14 protein-coding genes are annotated in these 17,075 nt (G+C 59.6%); 6 read left to right on the top strand and 8 right to left on the bottom strand.

Annotation, left to right across the window (positions count from 1 at the left end; all coding sequences use genetic code 11):
- Positions 1–3,066 carry an efflux RND transporter permease subunit gene (locus tag AC07V4_RS15240; RefSeq protein WP_492637061.1) on the top strand — a complete coding sequence of 1,022 codons (3,066 nt, stop codon included), beginning with the start codon at positions 1–3 and terminating at the stop codon, positions 3,064–3,066.
- A 109-nt stretch (positions 3,067–3,175) separates the two neighbouring features.
- Here AC07V4_RS15240 and AC07V4_RS15245 read toward each other — a convergent pair whose 3' ends face one another.
- Entirely contained in the window at positions 3,176–3,745 is a 570-nt protein-coding gene (locus AC07V4_RS15245) for an Lrp/AsnC family transcriptional regulator (RefSeq protein ID WP_492637060.1), read from the bottom strand.
- A gap of 51 nt (positions 3,746–3,796) precedes the next feature.
- On the opposite strand from AC07V4_RS15245, the gene AC07V4_RS15250 reads away from it, so the two are divergent.
- Genes AC07V4_RS15250 through AC07V4_RS15265 form a run of 4 tightly spaced genes read left to right on the top strand, consistent with a single transcriptional unit; the run spans position 3,797 to position 7,202 of the window.
- Positions 3,797–4,561 (top strand): HalD/BesD family halogenase, encoded by a 765-nt coding sequence (locus AC07V4_RS15250; RefSeq protein ID WP_492637059.1) that lies wholly within the window; start codon positions 3,797–3,799, stop codon positions 4,559–4,561.
- 33 nt (positions 4,562–4,594) lie between these two features.
- Entirely contained in the window at positions 4,595–5,911 is a 1,317-nt protein-coding gene (gene glyA / locus AC07V4_RS15255; protein ID WP_492637058.1) for a serine hydroxymethyltransferase, read from the top strand.
- A gap of 33 nt (positions 5,912–5,944) precedes the next feature.
- Positions 5,945–6,559 (top strand): LysE family translocator, encoded by a 615-nt coding sequence (locus tag AC07V4_RS15260; RefSeq protein ID WP_492637057.1) that lies wholly within the window; start codon positions 5,945–5,947, stop codon positions 6,557–6,559.
- Between the two features lie 52 nt (positions 6,560–6,611).
- A complete protein-coding gene (locus AC07V4_RS15265) occupies positions 6,612–7,202 on the top strand; it encodes a LysE family translocator (RefSeq protein WP_492637056.1) in 591 nt (196 codons plus the stop codon).
- A 238-nt stretch (positions 7,203–7,440) separates the two neighbouring features.
- Here the strand turns inward: AC07V4_RS15265 and AC07V4_RS15270 are convergent, their stop codons facing one another.
- Genes AC07V4_RS15270 through plsB form a run of 3 tightly spaced genes read right to left on the bottom strand, consistent with a single transcriptional unit; the run spans position 7,441 to position 11,112 of the window.
- Positions 7,441–8,130 (bottom strand): DUF4197 domain-containing protein, encoded by a 690-nt coding sequence (locus AC07V4_RS15270; protein WP_492637055.1) that lies wholly within the window; start codon positions 8,128–8,130, stop codon positions 7,441–7,443.
- A gap of 24 nt (positions 8,131–8,154) precedes the next feature.
- Entirely contained in the window at positions 8,155–8,556 is a 402-nt protein-coding gene (locus tag AC07V4_RS15275) for a YbaY family lipoprotein (protein ID WP_492637054.1), read from the bottom strand.
- A gap of 51 nt (positions 8,557–8,607) precedes the next feature.
- The gene (gene plsB, locus AC07V4_RS15280) at positions 8,608–11,112 is read right to left on the bottom strand and encodes a glycerol-3-phosphate 1-O-acyltransferase PlsB (RefSeq protein WP_492637053.1); all 2,505 of its coding nucleotides are present in this window, start codon (positions 11,110–11,112) and stop codon (positions 8,608–8,610) included.
- A 181-nt stretch (positions 11,113–11,293) separates the two neighbouring features.
- Between plsB and AC07V4_RS15285 the strand changes: the two genes are divergently transcribed.
- Complete coding sequence (locus AC07V4_RS15285) at positions 11,294–11,503, top strand: cold-shock protein (protein ID WP_024073812.1); 210 nt, start codon at positions 11,294–11,296, stop codon at positions 11,501–11,503.
- Between the two features lie 145 nt (positions 11,504–11,648).
- On the opposite strand, the gene AC07V4_RS15290 is transcribed toward AC07V4_RS15285, so the two are convergent.
- The 4 genes from AC07V4_RS15290 to AC07V4_RS15305 all read right to left on the bottom strand — a co-directional run bounded on the left by AC07V4_RS15290 (position 11,649) and on the right by AC07V4_RS15305 (position 16,878).
- A complete protein-coding gene (locus tag AC07V4_RS15290) occupies positions 11,649–12,026 on the bottom strand; it encodes a hypothetical protein (RefSeq protein WP_016974390.1) in 378 nt (125 codons plus the stop codon).
- A 53-nt stretch (positions 12,027–12,079) separates the two neighbouring features.
- Positions 12,080–12,889 (bottom strand): putative RNA methyltransferase, encoded by an 810-nt coding sequence (locus tag AC07V4_RS15295; protein WP_431752419.1) that lies wholly within the window; start codon positions 12,887–12,889, stop codon positions 12,080–12,082.
- Positions 12,889–14,040, bottom strand: coding sequence for a succinyl-diaminopimelate desuccinylase (gene dapE / locus AC07V4_RS15300; protein ID WP_492637052.1), 1,152 nt, complete (start codon positions 14,038–14,040; stop codon positions 12,889–12,891). The genes AC07V4_RS15295 and dapE overlap by 1 nt, the downstream gene beginning before the upstream one ends.
- A 246-nt stretch (positions 14,041–14,286) precedes the next feature.
- Positions 14,287–16,878: a glycosyltransferase gene (locus AC07V4_RS15305; protein ID WP_492637051.1), complete on the bottom strand. Its 2,592-nt coding sequence runs from the start codon at positions 16,876–16,878 to the stop codon at positions 14,287–14,289.
- Positions 16,879–17,075 lie beyond the last annotated feature (197 nt).

A 17,075-nucleotide genomic window follows, 5' to 3' on the forward strand; every position in this document is an offset into this window, starting at 1 on the left:
ATGGGTTTCAATCTTTCCGAATGGGCGTTGCGTAATCGCCAGATCGTACTGTTCCTGATGATCCTGCTGGCAGTGGTCGGCACCTTGTCCTACACCAAGCTTGGGCAAAGCGAAGACCCGCCGTTCACCTTCAAGGCCATGGTGATCAAGACCAACTGGCCCGGCGCTACGGCCCAGGAAGTCTCGCGCCAGGTGACTGAACGCATCGAGAAAAAACTGATGGAGACCGGCGACTACGAACGCATTGTTTCGTTCTCCCGTCCCGGCGAGTCCCAGGTCACCTTTATGGCCCGTGACGCGATGCACTCGGCACAGATTCCAGACCTCTGGTATCAGGTACGCAAGAAGATCAGCGACATTCGCCAGACTCTGCCACCGGATATCCAGGGGCCATTTTTCAACGATGAATTCGGTACCACCTTTGGCAACATCTACGCCCTGACCGGCGACGGTTTCGACTATGCCGTGCTCAAGGACTACGCCGACCGCATCCAGATTCAACTGCAGCGTGTGCCGGATGTGGGCAAGGTCGAGCTACTTGGCCTACAGGACGAGAAGATCTGGATCGAGTTGTCCAACCTTAAGCTCGCCACCCTCGGCTTGCCATTGGCGGCGGTGCAGCAAGCCCTGCAGGAGCAGAATGCGGTCTCCACCGCGGGCTTCTTTGAAACCCCGACCGAGCGGGTACAACTGCGAGTGTCGGGTAACTTCAAGAGCGTGGAGGAGATTCGCAACTTCCCGATTCGTGTCGGTGATCGTACTTTCCGCATCGGCGACGTGGCCGAGATCCACCGTGGCTTCAACGACCCACCTGCTCCGCGCATGCGTTATATGGGGGCAGACGCCATCGGCCTGGCCGTGGCCATGCGTGACGGCGGCGACATTCTGGTACTGGGCAAGGCCCTCGAAGGTGAATTCGCTCGCCTACAGAAGAACCTTCCTGCAGGTATGGAACTGCGCAAGGTGTCGGACCAACCGGCAGCGGTGAAAACCAGCGTCGGCGAATTCGTCCAGGTGCTAGCCGAGGCATTGGCCATCGTATTGTTGGTGAGCTTTTTCTCCCTGGGTGTGCGCACCGGTATGGTGGTGGCCCTGGCGATCCCGCTGGTGCTGGCGATGACTTTTGCCACCATGTATTACCTCGGCATCGGACTGCACAAGATCTCCCTGGGGGCCTTGGTGCTGGCCTTGGGCTTGCTGGTGGACGACGCGATCATCGCCGTGGAAATGATGGCGATCAAGATGGAGCAAGGCTACGACCGGCTTAAAGCAGCGAGCTTCGCCTGGACCAGCACCGCGTTCCCCATGCTGACCGGTACGTTGATCACCGCAGCGGGCTTCCTGCCGATTGCGACTGCGCAATCGAGCACCGGCGAATACACCCGCTCGATCTTCCAGGTGGTGACCATCGCACTGCTGGCCTCATGGGTGGCCGCCGTGGTGTTTGTGCCGTACCTGGGGGAAAAGCTCCTGCCGGACTTGGCCAAGATTCACGCAGCCAAACATGGCGCCGATGGTCCGGATCCCTACGGCACACCCTTCTACCAGCGTGTAAGACGTTTGGTCGAATGGTGTGTGCGTCGACGCAAAACCGTGATCGTCCTGACCCTGCTGCTGTTTATCGGTTCTGTTGCGCTGTTCCGCTTTGTGCCGCAGCAGTTCTTTCCTGCCTCGGGTCGCCTGGAGTTGATGGTCGACCTGAAACTGGCCGAAGGCGCCTCCTTGAGTAATACCGCCGACCAGGTCAAACGCCTGGAAGCCTTGCTCAAGGACCATGCGGGTATCGACAACTATGTGGCCTATGTGGGGACCGGCTCGCCGCGTTTCTACCTGCCTTTGGACCAGCAACTGCCGGCCGCCAGCTTTGCGCAATTTGTGGTGCTGGCCAAAACCATCGAAGAGCGCGAAAGCCTGCGCACCTGGCTGATCGAAACCCTCAACGAACAGTTCCCTGACCTGCGTTCCCGGGTCACGCGCCTGGAAAACGGCCCGCCCGTGGGCTATCCGGTACAGTTCCGTGTGACCGGCGAGCACATCGAAGAGGTGCGTGCGCTGGCGCGGAAAGTGGCGGCCAAGGTTCGTGAAAACACCCACGTGGTCAATGTGCACCTGGACTGGGAAGAACCGAGCAAGATCGTCTACCTCAATATCGACCAGGACCGCGCTCGCGCCCTCGGCGTGAGCACCGCTAACCTGTCGAAGTTCCTGCAGAGTTCACTGACCGGCTCCACCGTCAGCCAGTACCGCGAGGACAACGAGTTGATCGAAATCCTCTTGCGCGGCACTGTGCATGAGCGCACTGAATTGTCGTTGCTGCCAAGCCTGGCCGTGCCCACCGACAACGGCAAAAGCGTTGCGCTGTCGCAGATCGCCACCCTCGAATACGGCTTCGAAGAAGGCATCATCTGGCACCGTAATCGCTTGCCGACCGTGACTATCCGCGCCGATATCTACGGCAAGGAACAACCGGCGACGCTGGTCCAGCAAATCCAGCCGACCCTCGAAGGCGTACGCGCCGAACTGCCAGATGGCTACCTGCTTGAAGTGGGTGGCACCGTAGAAGACTCAGCCCGCGGCCAGAACTCGGTGAAGGCTGGTGTGCCGCTGTTCATCGTGGTGGTGCTGACCTTGCTGATGCTGCAATTGCGCAGTTTCTCACGCACCGCCATGGTGTTTCTGACGGCGCCATTGGGCTTGATCGGCGTGACGTTGTTCCTGTTGGTGTTCCGCCAGCCGTTCGGCTTCGTGGCGATGTTGGGCACTATCGCCCTGTCGGGAATGATCATGCGTAACTCGGTGATCCTCGTCGACCAGATTGAGCAAGACATCAAAGCCGGGCTGGCACCGTGGCAGGCGATTATCGAAGCCACCGTGCGACGCTTCCGCCCCATCGTTCTGACCGCGCTGGCGGCAGTGCTGGCCATGATCCCGCTGTCGCGCAGTGTGTTCTTCGGGCCGATGGCCGTGGCGATCATGGGCGGGTTAATTGTGGCGACAGCGCTGACGTTATTGTTTTTGCCTGCACTTTACGCGGCCTGGTTTCGCATCAAAAAGGATGTTGGATAGTTAATATTACGGTGGGTATGAAGGCTTTTTCAGATGAGGGTAGAGGGCGTGGGAAAAGCCTGAGATCCGATAACTGCTGTGAAAGCCTGAATATCTCCCACTGAAGTATTTAGAGTGCAGGCAACTTTTTGTCGACCGTTTTAATAATCGATGTGTTGGTGTCGGCCAACGGTGTAATTTTTTGCAGTGTGTGATCCAGGTGGCTGACGGAGTCGGTGTAAAGATGGCAGACGAAACTGTCTTCGCCGGTAATCTTGTAGCACACGACACATTCGGCCATCTGTGCAAGTAACTGTTCAACTTCCTGAAACTTCCCGGTCAGCGGTTTTACCCGCACCAGTGCCTGTAGCGTGAAGCCCAGCGCTTGGGCATCCAGCTCTACACTGAAGCCGCTGATGACCCCCGCCAACTCCAAACGCTTCAAGCGTTCGCTGCAGCCCGGTGCAGACAACCCCACCTGCCGGCCGAGCGCACGGATCGACGCGCGAGCGTTCTGGTGCAAGGCGCTGATCAGCGCACGGTCAATCGGGTCAAGTTTGTGATCGGTTTTTGTAAGCCTTTTCATTAGATGGACCTTACGAACATTGATGAAATAGCGTGAAAATCTTACATACCACAGTTCCTTGAAAAAAGAATGGATTTTTCGAATTTCCCTACCTATCGTTTTGCCTGCAGTCAAACGCAGTACCGTGTCGTAATTTCAACTTGATCTATTAATCGAGGGATTGAAATGAGCTACGTACTTGATGAGGTAAGCTTGCAAAAGCATCTTGATAATAACTTTCCTGAAGAAAGAATTTTTTCACTGCGTCATGAATTCTCGCGCAATGGATTTATAAAGTTGCGCAGTATTGTTGATGACGGTTTGCGCGAATATATAACTCGCGAAGTCAATGGCCTGATAGCGCGCCAACTTGAACGTCGTGACTTGCACTTGGCAACGACTGACAATACACCGCGCTACATGAGCGTGGTGCGCAGTGAATTCATCGCCGAAAACAGCCCGCTGATCAGCACACTTTCAAAGTCTGAAGTACTGTTGGGCACCTTGTCGCAGATTGCCGGCGCGCGAATTGTTGCATCGGTGTCAAAGGACGAAGAGTTTCTGATCACCAAACAGGAGCGCAAGGGTGACACCCATGGCTGGCACTGGGGTGATTACAGCTTCGCGCTGATCTGGATCATCGAAACACCACCGATCGCCAAAGGCGGCATGTTGCAATGCGTGCCTCACACCTCATGGGACAAAACCAACCCCAGGATCCACGAACTGCTGTGCAGCAACCCCATCGCGACCTACGGCTTCAAGACCGGCGATATCTATTTCCTGCGCACGGACACCACCTTGCACCGCACCATTCCGCTGAATGAGGACGCCACCCGGATCATCCTCAACATGACCTGGGCGGCGGAAAAAGACCTCGCCCGAGGCTTGCACGGCAATGATCGCTGGTGGGAAGACCAGCACGTCGAGGCGGCGAAAAGCTTGACCTAGTCAGGACGTTGTTGAACCCACGGGAGGATGATCATGCATGACATTCAATGTCTCCAGCGCGCCAGTGCCTTGCTCAAACAGGCGCAATCACACGCCGCCATGGCCGACCTGGTCAGGGCCGCCGTCGTGCGTAATGAACAATGGCGCGGGCAGCAGTGCATCAATCTCGTGGCCGCCGAGTCTCCTACCAGCCCCTCGGTGCGTGCGTTGTTGGCCAGTGAGGTCGGCACCCGTGCATCGGGCGGGCATATCGGGCGCGACAACCGTTTTTTCTCGGGGATGAAGAATATCGATGAGTTGGAGTCGCTGTGTGTTGAGTTGTTGAAGCTCACCTTGCATGCCCAATATGCCGACCATCGATTGATGGGCGGCATGGCGGCGGTGCTCGCGGCTTACACGGCGCTGGCGCGTCCTGAAGACAATGTGATGACCGTGCCGGTGATTCGGGGCGGTGATACCAGTAACCGAACCAATGGGCCTCCCGGTGTGCGTGGGCTCAAAGTCTGGGACATTCCCTTCGTGCACAAGACGGCGGAGATCGACCTCACGCGTTTCAGCGAAGATGCCCGAACTTTGAAACCCGCCGTCATCGGGTTGGGCATGACCCTGACCCTGTTTCCGCTGCCGGTAGCCGACATCAAGGGCATCGTTTCGCCTTGGGGTGGCAAGGTTTATTTCGACGCGGCCCATCAGATGGGATTGATCAGTGCCGGGTTGTTTCAAGACCCATTGGCCGAGGGGGCCGACTTGGTGACCGGTTCTTCCGGGAAGACCTTCAGTGGCCCTCAGGGCGGTGTGATCGCCTGGAACGATGCAACATTGACCGCGCCAGTACACGAAGCGATCTTCCCCACCCTGACCGGCAGCCATCAGATCAACCGCGTGGCGGCGCTCGCGGTGGCGGCTACCGAAATGCTGGAGTACGGCAAAGCCTATATGAAACAAGTCGTCAGCAATGCCCAGACGCTGGCCGCGCAGCTAGAGCTCAGGGGCGTAACGGCCTTTTACCGGGAGCAGGGTTACACCCGCACCCATCAGATCGTGATCGATTCAAAACCCAGTGCCTGTGGGCGCGAGGCGGTACAGCGCCTGGAAGCGGCCAACATCATCACCAACGAAATGCCGTTGCCCTGGGACACGGACCCTTACAAAGAAATGGGCATTCGACTGGGCACCGTCGAGGTGACCCGCCTGGGCATGAAAGAGCCGGAGATGGCGTGGATCGCGGAGCAGATTGCCAAAGTGCTGTTGCACAAAGAAGACCCGATGGCGGTTGCCAATGGTGTGATCGACTTTATGAAAAACCATCGGACTGTCTATTACTGCCACGAAAATGGACTGCCACGTTAAGTCATCGCCCACACTGCTGTAGAGGAGGCTTACATGCCCGACGCCCTGCTTTCCGTATATCAGGCCACATTCACCTTTGCCCTCGCCGCCATCGCCTTGCTTGCCAGCCCCGGTCCTGCAACGTTGGCGCTGGCGGCGAGCGGGGCGGCTTACGGGATGAAACGGTCGACGGGTTTTTTCGCCGGCATCACGCTGGGGCTGGTGATTGCCATGACGCTGGTCGCCACGGGCCTGTATGTGGTGTTGCACAGTTTTCCCGTGTTGGCGACGGCGCTGACCATCATCTCCATTGCGTATATTTTCTGGCTGGCTTACCGCATTGGCACTGCGCCGCCGATCAAGGACGAACAGTCCGTGACCACGCCGGGCTGGGGCGCCGGATTTGTGCTGGGGGTTGCGAATATCAAGGCCTATGCGGCGTTCGCGGCGTTGCTGGGCAGTTTTACCTTAGGCACGGCGCCCGCCTGGGAGCAGGGCACGAAGGCGCTGATCTGCCTGTTGGTGTGTGTGGTGTTCGATTTCCTATGGCTGTTTGCAGGCAGTCGGATGCGCCAGTTGTTCATTCACCCGACGTGGAACCGACGGCTTAACGTAAGCTTCGCGATTTTGATGGTGGTCACCGTCGCCTGGTCGCTCACCCTGTCGTGAGTGCGTTATCGGTGCAAAGGCAATTGCTCATGTTCGGCAAAGGAGGATCGTCATGTTTGGGACTGCTGGTGCGCTGGTTCTGCTATTGGTGGTGCCGGGGCCGACAAACACCTTGTTGATGCGTGCCGGAATGCTGTTCGGGTTCACGGCTTCGTGGCGCATGGCATTTATCGAGTGCCTGGCGTATCTGCTTCAGGTTTCCGTCTGGGGGGTAGCGCTGTTCTATCTATCAGCGTGGTCGCCGTGGGCGGTGAAAGTTACACAGTTGGCTGCAGTGTGCTACTTGCTCAAACTTTCCTTTACGTTGTGGCAACACAAGAACAGCGCGGTCGACCCGGCGTGTGACCGTTTCTCCGGCCTGTATTTTTTCTGGCTAACCGTGATGAACCCCAAAGGGCTGTTGATCGTGTCGTTTATCGCACCGGCCGGTGCGTTTGCCACGCTGACGGGGTATGCCGGGTTCATGGTGACGCTGGCGTTGGTGGTGATACCCGTGGGATGCACCTGGATCGTGCTGGGCAGTCGTTTCGAAGGGATTCAAAAGGCCTGGCTGACGCCGTTGAAGATCAACCGCGCAACCTCAGTTGCCATTTGCTGTTTTGCCACGCTGATGATGGGCCGGCTGGCTGATTCGCTAATGTAGTGAACCCTATCGGGGCGGACTCATATTCTGATTCACTCCACTCAGGAAAGCCTGATTGACAGGCGCAGGTTTCGGCTCCGCCGGTGCACGGCAAGCCTTATGCACAACCGGCAGGTGGGCATCATTACCCCATCAAACCTGTGTATCCGCTGCATGCGTTAAATCGCTGACAGGCTAGCGAAATGCACTACGCCCAGATCCGTGGCAAGCGACCTGGGCGCAGCAACACAGGCTGGAGTTACAGCGCGCCAAACACCTTTTTCGCCAAGCTGGTGGCCGCAGCCGCCGGGTTCTTGCGGATGGTTTCTTCCTGCTGCGCGATCATCTTGAACAGGCCATCCAACGCCTGTTCGGTCACGTAGTTTTCAACGTTGGCGCTTTTCGCATCGAGCGCGCCAAAGGCTGCGGCTTTGCCGGCCAGGGCGTTGTACTGCTGGGCCACGCCGACCTTGTCGGTGGCAGCCTTGACGATCGGCAAGAACTTGGCACGGATCTGGTCACGGCTGCTTTTGTTCAGGTATTGAGTCGCCGAATCCTGGCCGCCGGTGAGGATACCTTTGGCGTCGGTCACGCTCATGTTTTTAACCGCATTGACCAGGATGGGCTGCGCCTGGGTCACAGCGGTTTCCGCCGCCTTGTTCATGCTGGTTTCCAGTTGCGTGACCTGGTCGCCCATACCGAACATTTTCAGTTTGTCGGCGACTTTGCCCAGCTTGCCGGGCAGGCCGATCTTCACTTCCGGGTTGTTGCTGAAACCACCAGGCGCGCCCAGTTGTTTCACGGCGATCTGGGCGCCTTGGGTCAGTGCGTCCTTGAGGCCGCCGCTGGCGTCACCTTGGGACAGGCTGCCAAGGTCCAGGGCCATGGCGTTGGCACCGAGCAACAGGCCGGCGCACAGGGCAGTGAGGCGAAGAGAGTGACGGAGCATGGGCGACTTCCTTGAATGGGTTAATCAGTGAGTGACAGCGTCTACACGCAGGCGCAACGGTTGTTGATCCTGGCCATTGAGCTGTACTGAGTGCCGTTCGGTGGTGATAAACAGCAGCTTGCCGTCCAGCTCGATGCGTGCGCTCACCGAGTAGCTGTGGCCCGGTTTGACTTGGGCAGGGTCATAGCTCAGGTGAAAGGGCAGCGGCACTTGGCCTTTGACCGGGCCTTTCTGCTCGGCGAGGGTCACGGCCGGGGCGTCCATCAAGGACACATCTTGCAGGCTGACACTCAAGGTGGCGGTGGGCGGCAGGGCGATACGTTGCAGGTAGAACACTTCGCCGTCGAGGCTGGCCTTTGGGGCTGGGGTCATGGATTGGCAGGCTCCGAGCAGGGCGGTCAGGCCCAGGAGGATGATTTTTTTCATGGTACAGCTCCTTTTCAACGGCGCCGGAAACCGCCCGGCGCCTGATTCAATCTAGCGGGTTTCTGGAGCGTCGACGGATGTCTCGGCTGCGCCGTCAACCCGATGCAGGGCCACTTGGCGGATCGACAGGCGAATCTCGGCGGGCAGCACGCGTTTCGCCGCGCCTTCGGCCAATTCGCCGAGCAGGTCGTGGTAACTCAACTTGCCGGCTTCATCGCGGCGCAGCACATCTTGCTCCAGCAGTGTCTGGATGAAATGTCGGAAAAGGCTCTTGTCGAAGAATTCCGGGGCGTTCAGGCCATGCAGGATCGACAGGCGCTGGGCCATGATCGTGCACAGGTCTTCGAGCTCTTCGGCGCTGATGCTGTTTTGGCCACTGTTGAGCAGCAGCGAGATGGCCATGTAGAAGCGCTGCAGGGTCTGGGCGATGCTCTTGGACAGCAGCGTCAGCAGTACAAAGTGCCGTGAGCTCGGGGCCGGACGCAGGTAGACGTCGTTTTCGAAGCGCAGCAGGCCTTGTTCGACAAACGCTTGCAGCCATTGGTCGACCACCGCGTCCAGCTCCTCCAGTGGCCAACGGATGAACAGCTCCGATTGCAGGTACGGGTAGAGGGCGCGGGTGTAGCGCAGGATCTGCTCGCGGCTCATCCGCGAGCTGCTCTGGAAGAAGCTCGCCAGCAACGCCGGCAGGGCGAAGATGTGCAGCACGTTGTTACGGTAGTAAGTCATCAGGACGGCGTTCTGCTCGTCCAGATAAACAATCTTGCCCAAGGCGTCACTTTGTTCCGACAACAGGTTCATGTCCTTGACGTGCTTGATCAGCGCCAGGCCATCGCCCTCGGGCAACGTGGTGTGGGGCGAGTAGGGCACGCGGCGCAGCAACGCCAGGTACAGGTCCAGTTGGCGTGCCATGGCCTGTTCGTCCAGGGCCAGTCGCGTGGTGGACAGCAGTGCCAGGGCGACCAGGTTCACCGGGTTCACGGCAGCGGCTTCGTTCAAGTGGCGGGCCACTTGTTCGCCAAGGCGGTTGGTGGTCGCGTTGAGCCACGCCGGTTTGTAGTTCGGGCTCAACTCCTGGGCGCGCCAGTCCGGTTGCTCACTGTCGAGGAACTCGGCCAGCTTGATCGGCTCGCCAAAGTTGACCGCGACCTGGCCAAAGCGCTGCTTGAGTGCGCCGACCACTTTGAAAATATCGAAGATCGACTCTTTCTTCTTGCTCGCGCCGCGCAGTTCGCCGAGGTAAGTGCGGCCTTCGAGGACACGCTCATAACCGATATACACCGGCACGAACACGATCGGCATGCGCGAGGAGCGCAGGAAGCTGCGCAGGGTGATTGCCAGCATTCCGGTCTTCGGTTGCAGCATGCGCCCGGTGCGCGAGCGTCCGCCTTCGACGAAGTACTCCACCGGGAAGCCTTTGGTGAACAAGGTGTGCAGGTATTCGTTGAACACGGAGGTGTACAGCGGGTTGCCCTTGAAGGTGCGGCGCATGAAAAACGCACCGCCACGGCGCAGCAGGCTGCCGATCACCGGCATGTTCAGGTTGATCCCTGCGGCGATGTGCGGCGGCGTCAGGCCGTTCTTGAACAACAGGTACGACAGCAGTAGGTAGTCGATATGACTGCGGTGACAAGGGACGTAGATCACCTCGTAACCCTGGGCAACCTTTTGCACACCCTCGATGTTATTGACCTTGATGCCGTCGTAGATCTTGTTCCAGAACCAGCTGAGCACCACTTCCAGGAAGCGGATCGCGGTGTAGGTGTAATCCGAGGCGATTTCGTTGCCATAGCGCAGGGCCTGGGCCTTGGCTTTTTCCGGGGTGATCTTTTCCCGCTCGGCTTCGTCGGCGATGGCCTGGCGTACCAGTGGCATGTTGACCAAGCCTTTCACCAGGTTACGCCGGTGAGACAGATCGGGACCGATCACGGCGGTCTTCAGGTTACGAAAGTGCACACGCAGGATGCGTTGGGCCATGCGCACGGTGCGTTCGTGACCTTTATTGTGCTCGATCAATTCACGCAAGTTGATTGGCGCGGAGAATTGCACACGGGTCTTGCGACCGAGGATCAGGATGCTCAACAACCGGCGCAGACGCCCGGTGACCGCCCAGCTATCGGCAAACAGCAGCTTCCAGGGGCTGGACTCGCTCTCGGGCGACTGGCCCCAGAACACGCTGACCGGAATGATTTGTGCATTCTCTTCGGCGTGCTCGCTCAGGGTGTTGACCAGCCGGGTCAAGGTCGGTGGCGCACCGCGTTTGTCCTGGCGGCCAAGCCAATCGGGCTCCGGCGTGAGGTAGAAGAACGCGGCGGGTTCGATCAGCGGGCCTACGGACACCGGCAGCACCGGGCGCGGCAGGCCAGCCTTGGTGCACTCGGTATCGACCACGGCCAATTCGGTGAGGGAAGGCGATTGCAGGACGTAGAACACCGGCCGGCTGCGGTCGAGGTTAAGGGTTAGGGACGACTGGTTGATCGTCTCCGAGCGAACCCAGAGGTACAACAGTCGGCGCAAGGTGCCAAACACCAGACGGCGGAACGGGGAGCGGGTCATAGGCGTGCTGCTTCAAGTGGAAAAAACCGAGCAGGCGCTCGGGCGGGTAGTGTGCCGTATTCGCCGAAAATCGGCAAAAAAGCGGCTAAATAAACTTGAGTTGAAGCTTTTTGAGCCTGTCATATACTCGGCAGTTCAATGCGACTGACTCAACAATAAAAAGCATGTGGGAGTAAAACAGATGGCAACGCGCGAAACCGGCAATGTGAAGTGGTTCAACGATGCAAAGGGTTACGGGTTCATTCAACGCGAGGACGGCAAGGATGTGTTTGTGCACTACCGCGCCATTCGCGGTGAAGGCCACCGCTCCCTGGCTGAAGGCCAGCAGGTGGAATACGCCGTGGTGAGCGGCGAGAAAGGGTTGCAGGCCGAGGATGTGGTCGGTCTTTAACGGCGGACCTATCTCGATCTGGTAACCCAATCAACTGTGGGAGCTGGCTTGCCTGCGATAGCATCACTGTGGTCTAGCTGCTAGACCGAGGTGTCTGCATCGCAGGCAAGCCAGCTCCCACATTGATTGGGTTTGCAGTTGTAAATCAGGCGGTCTTCCAAGTGATCTGTTCTTCACCGTCTGCGCTGATGCGAATCCAGGTGTCGGCGCTTTCTTCACCTTCTTCCTCGACCCAGGTGCCCGGCGCACAACGCACTTCCACGTTCAGCGCGGCAAAGGCTGCGCGGGCGCAGGCAATGTCGTCATCCCACGGCGTCTGGTCGCTTTCCAGGTACAGGCTGTTCCATTTGCCCACGGCCTTGGGCAGCCAGGTCACGGGTACGTTGCCGGCCTTGCACTTGTAGGTCTGGCCCTTCTGGACCCAGTCGCTGCACGGGCCCAACGCGGCGCCCAGCCAGGCGGCGATAGCCTTGTGGTCGACGTCGGCGTCCTTCAGGTAAATCTCGATATCAGGTTGGCGCATGGATGTTCCTCGTTGCGGGATTCGAAAATCCATTCGCGGATCTGGAAAGTCAGTTATTGAAGCACGAAATAGTCGTAGCGCATCGACACAGTGACTACCAGCGGCTCGGCCGCCTCGATCACTTGCGCGCGGCGCTCGGCGCTGGCACGCCAGCCGTGGGGCGTCATGGCCAGCAGGTTGGCGCGGTCCTGGGGCTCGGTCAGGCTCAGGGTGAACTCAAGCGTTTCGCTGTGCGCCAGGCTCATGCCGTCCGGCACCAGGGCCAGATGTTTGTCGTCGGTGTATTCGCGCACTTCGTCGTACAGGCGCTCGCGCAGTTCCATCAAGTGGCCGCTGGTCGGGCCGACCTTCATCAGGCCGCCACCCGGGCTGAGCAGGCGCTTGGCTTCCTGCCAGTCCAACGGGCTGAACACACTGGCGAGGAACTGGCAGCTGCCATCGGCCAGTGGCACGCGGGCCATGCTGGCGATCAACCAAGTCAGCGCCGGGTTGCGTTTGCACGCACGCTTGACCGCTTCCTTGGAGATATCCAGCGCATAGCCGTCGGCCTGGGGCAGGGCTTCGGCGATTTGCGCGGTGTAGTAACCCTCGCCACAACCGATATCCACCCAACGCGCCGGAGCACGCTCAGCCGCCAGTTCCGCCAGGCGCCTGGCCACCGGGGCATAGTGCCCGGCGTTGAGGAAATCGCGGCGCGCTTGCACCATCGCCAGGTTGTCGCCCGGGTCGCGGCTGTTCTTGTGCTGCACCGGCAACAGGTTCAGGTAACCCTGGCGCGCGCGGTCGAAACGGTGCCCGGCTGGGCACGCCACGCCATTGTCCACCGCGTTGAGTGGCGCGTTGCAAAGGGGGCAGGCGAGCATCAGGCGAGCAACTTGATCAGGGTCTGGTAGTAGATTTCGGTCAGCACATCGAGGTCGCTGGCCAGAATGCGTTCGTTGACCTGATGGATCGTCGCGTTGACTGGGCCCAATTCGACGACCTGGGTACCGAGCGTCGCAATGAAGCGACCGTCCGAAGTACCACCGCTGGTGGACGCCTTGGTTTCACGCCCGGTGATCGCCTTGATGCTGGCGGAGACCGCGTCCAGCAGCGCACCCGGTTCGGTCAGGAACGGCAGGCCTGACAAGGCCCACTCCACGTGCCAGTCCAGGTCGTGCTTGTCGAGGATGGCCGCCACGCGCTGCTGCAAGCCTTCGACCGTCGACTCGGTGGAGAAACGGAAGTTGAACACCGCTGTCAGGTCACCGGGGATCACGTTGGTGGCACCGGTGCCGGAATTGAGGTTGGAGATCTGGAAGCTGGTCGGTGGGAAGAAGGTATTGCCGTCATCCCAATGCTCGGCCGCCAATTCGGCCAGGGCCGGAGCTGCCAGATGGATCGGGTTCTTCGCCAAGTGCGGGTAGGCAACATGGCCCTGTACGCCGCGCACGGTCAGGGTCGCGCCGAGGGAGCCACGGCGGCCGTTCTTGACCACATCGCCCACCAGGGTGGTGCTCGACGGCTCGCCGACGATGCACCAGTCCAGACGCTCCTTGCGTGCCGCCAAACGCTCGATCACGGCCTTGGTGCCGTGGTGTGCCGGGCCTTCTTCGTCGCTGGTGATCAGGAAGGCCACCGAGCCCTTGTGGTCCGGGTAGTCGGCGACAAAACGCTCCGACGCCACCAGCATTGCCGCCAGGCTGCCTTTCATGTCCGCTGCGCCACGGCCGCACAGCATGCCGTTTTCGTCGATCAGCGCGTCGAACGGATCGTTCTGCCAAGCCTGTACCGGGCCGGTCGGCACCACGTCGGTGTGGCCGGCGAAGCACAGCACCGGGCCTTCATGCTTGCCGTGAGTGGCCCAGAAATTGTCCACGTCTTCGATGCGCATCGGCTCAAGTGCAAATCCGGCGTCGCCCAGGCGCTGCATCATCAGCTTCTGGCAGTCGGCATCGATCGGCGTCACCGAGGGACGACGGATCAGGTCGATAGCGAGTTGAAGGGTCGGCGAAAGGTCGGCATGGGCCGTCATGGGAAAACTCCGGGAGGCGTGTCGTGGGCGCAGGACGAATATGGACTTGAAACGGTGCAGATCCAATGTGGGAGCTGGCTTGCCTGCGATAACATCGCCGCGGTGTACCCGCTAGACCGGGGCGTCTGCATCGCAGGCAAGCCAGCTCCCACAGAGAGCAAAGCCAGGGCCAAGTCTCGTAAAACGGCCGTTATCTTATAGCAAAACGGCGGCCAGAGGCCGCCGTTTAGTGCATTGCGCAAGTTTTTACGCGACAGGTGCGGGTTCTGGCTTCGCAGCCGGTTTAGGCAGCGAAGAGAGAAACGCCATGATCAGCGCCGCCACGTACGGCAGCGATTGCACCAGCAGCATCACCACCCAGAAGCGAATGTCATTGCTCGGCAGGCCCTGCACCAGGTAGATCCCCAGCGCCGCGCCCCACAACAGCAGCATGATGAACATCTCTTCGCGTGCTTCCGAGATCGCCACCCAGAAGCCGTGGTTATCCGCGTTTTTCGGAGTACGAAAGAACGGAATGCTGGTGGTGAAGAAGCCGTACAGCACCGCCTTGGCGATGGTGTGGGACAACGCCAACCCGGCCAACGCCGCGCAGAACGCATCTTTGAGGTTCACACCCACCGCACGGCGGTAGAGGAAGATGATCTTGCCGACCTTGAACACGAACAACGCCAACGGCGGGATCGCGAAAATCAGCAACGGCGGGTCGACCCGAGTCGGCACGATGATCATCGCCGCAGACCACAACAGTGCGCCGACGGTAAAGAAGATGTTCATGCCGTCCGCCACCCACGGCAACCAGCCCGCGAGGAAGTGATAGCGCTGGCCACGGGTCAGCTCGGTGTCCTTGCCGCGCAACAGACTGGCGGTGTGGCGCTTGATGATCTGGATCGCGCCGTAGGCCCAGCGGAAACGCTGTTTCTTGAAGTCGATGAAGGTATCTGGCATCAAGCCCTTGCCGTAGCTGTCGTGGTAATAAGCCGCCGACAGACCTTTCTCGAACACGCGCAGGCCCAATTCGGCGTCTTCACAGATGCACCAGTCGGCCCAGCCCAGTTCTTCGAGCACCGAGCGACGGGTCATGGTCATGGTGCCGTGCTGGATGATCGCGTCACGGTCGTTGCGGGTGACCATGCCGATATGGAAGAAGCCCTTGTATTCCGCGTAGCAGAGCTTCTTGAAGGTGCTTTCGTTCTGGTCGCGGTAGTCCTGCGGCGACTGCACCACGGCGATTTTCGGGTCGGCGAAGTGCGGCACCATGTGCTTGAGCCAGTTCGGCGACACGCAGTAGTCCGAGTCGATCACCGCGATCACTTCGGCGTCCTTGGCGGTGTGCGGGATCAGGTAGTTCAGCGCGCCACCCTTGAAACCGGCCAGGGGCGCGACGTGGAAGAACTTGAAGCGCGGGCCCAGGGTTTCGCAGTAGTCGCGTACCGGCTCCCACACCGCTGGGTCTTTGGTGTTGTTGTCAATGATCAGGACTTCATAGTCCGGGTAATCGAGGGCGGCCAGGGCGTCGAGGGTCTGTTTGACCATCTCGGGTGGCTCGTTGTAGCACGGCACATGGATCGACACTTTCGGGCGGTAGTCCGAATCGCCTTCTACCGGCAGGAATTCGCGTCGGCGCTTGTGGGTCCACACCGCTTCCGCCAGTTCGTGGGCTTCGGTCAGCAACACGATAAACACGCCAAGCGCGCCAAGGGCCAGCAAGATACCGACGGTCACGCTGAACCAGGTGCTGTATTGCTGGCTATAGTCGTAGCCGATCCACACCAGCACCGAACCGCACAAGAACGCGATAAAGGTCAGGAAGGTCCGGCCACGCTGGCGCAGGGCCGAGCCGTCGATCATCAGCAGCGTCAGGGACAGCAGCGCAAGCACCACCGAGCCGATGGCCAGTACGCGCCATTGCGGGATCGCAACGACCGGCCCTTCAAAGTTGAATTTTTGCTGGCGTGCCGCGTTGTAAACACCCCAATAAGCACCGGCCGAGCCTTCGTCGCTGACTTTCCACGGCTGGTCGAACGCCTCGATCACGAAGTAGTTGTAGCCCTGGCGGTTCAGCTTGTTCACCAGCGTACGCAGGTAAATCGCTTGGTCGGCAGGCGATGTTTCATTGCCACCGCGCATGCGGCCGTTGCTCGGCCAACCCACTTCCGACAACAGCAGCGGCTTTTTCGGGAACAGCTTCTTCAGGTCCTTGGCACGGTCGAGTACGTACTGGCCGGCCTTGTCCATCGGGATGTATTCCCAGAATGGCAGAATGTGCGCGGCGATCAGGTCGACGTGCTTGGCCAGTTGTGGGTTCTTTTCCCATATGTGCCACTGCTCGGAGGTGGTGACCGGCACTTTTACGGCGGCGCGCACCCGGTCCAGCAGCACAATCAGTGCTTCTGGAGTGATTTCTTCACGGAACAGGGCTTCGTTACCCACCACCACCCGCACTACACTGCGCGAGCTGTTGGCGATTTCGATGGCGCGCTGGATTTCCCGTTCGTTGCGCTCCAGGTCCGGGCTGATCCAGATCCCCAGGGTCACGCGCAGGCCGAACTCTTCCGCCAGCTTGGGGATATTCCCCAGGGTGCCGTCGACCGAGTAGGTACGGATGTTGTCCGTCAGCTTGCTCATGATCGCAAGGTCCTGACGCATCTGGTCGTCGGTCGGGAACTGGTCTTTCTGCGGGTACTGGCCCTGCTGGAACGGCGAGTACGAAAAGCCGGAAATCTGTTCCGGCCAGTTGGGGGTCGTGACTGGGCGGTTGATCAGCGCCCAGAAGCCGGTGAACAGCGCGGCAATTGCCAGCACGACCACCAGGTTAAGTCCAAATTTACGCGATGCCATGGCTATTTCGGGTTCCAAAGGGTGTGGAACGAAGAGAAGTGTCGGCCAGCGCCGAACGGCGCGCATCCTACACCGGCCCTTCCCTGAGCGTACAGCAGACAGAGAAAAGCCGGACGTTAGTCAGCGAAAGGCCACCTAAGTTCTTTACTTGTAGCTTGTCGCTTCGAACTTGTCGCTACGTAGTCCATAATGCGCGC

The organism is Pseudomonas sp. GW821-FHT03A09, from assembly GCF_059421065.1.

Excerpts from the sequence above, each read along its gene's own strand:
- AC07V4_RS15265 (WP_492637056.1), top strand. The coding sequence starts at position 6,612 with ATGTTTGGGACTGCTGGTGCGCTGGTTCTGCTATTGGTGGTGCCGGGG.
- AC07V4_RS15260 (WP_492637057.1), top strand. The coding sequence starts at position 5,945 with ATGCCCGACGCCCTGCTTTCCGTATATCAGGCCACATTCACCTTTGCC.
- AC07V4_RS15275 (WP_492637054.1), bottom strand. The coding sequence starts at position 8,556 with ATGAAAAAAATCATCCTCCTGGGCCTGACCGCCCTGCTCGGAGCCTGC.
- AC07V4_RS15250 (WP_492637059.1), top strand. The coding sequence starts at position 3,797 with ATGAGCTACGTACTTGATGAGGTAAGCTTGCAAAAGCATCTTGATAAT.
- AC07V4_RS15270 (WP_492637055.1), bottom strand. The coding sequence starts at position 8,130 with ATGCTCCGTCACTCTCTTCGCCTCACTGCCCTGTGCGCCGGCCTGTTG.
- AC07V4_RS15240 (WP_492637061.1), top strand. The coding sequence starts at position 1 with ATGGGTTTCAATCTTTCCGAATGGGCGTTGCGTAATCGCCAGATCGTA.
- plsB (WP_492637053.1), bottom strand. The coding sequence starts at position 11,112 with ATGACCCGCTCCCCGTTCCGCCGTCTGGTGTTTGGCACCTTGCGCCGA.
- AC07V4_RS15290 (WP_016974390.1), bottom strand. The coding sequence starts at position 12,026 with ATGCGCCAACCTGATATCGAGATTTACCTGAAGGACGCCGACGTCGAC.
- AC07V4_RS15295 (WP_431752419.1), bottom strand. The coding sequence starts at position 12,889 with ATGCTCGCCTGCCCCCTTTGCAACGCGCCACTCAACGCGGTGGACAAT.
- AC07V4_RS15285 (WP_024073812.1), top strand. The coding sequence starts at position 11,294 with ATGGCAACGCGCGAAACCGGCAATGTGAAGTGGTTCAACGATGCAAAG.
- AC07V4_RS15305 (WP_492637051.1), bottom strand. The coding sequence starts at position 16,878 with ATGGCATCGCGTAAATTTGGACTTAACCTGGTGGTCGTGCTGGCAATT.
- glyA (WP_492637058.1), top strand. The coding sequence starts at position 4,595 with ATGCATGACATTCAATGTCTCCAGCGCGCCAGTGCCTTGCTCAAACAG.
- dapE (WP_492637052.1), bottom strand. The coding sequence starts at position 14,040 with ATGACGGCCCATGCCGACCTTTCGCCGACCCTTCAACTCGCTATCGAC.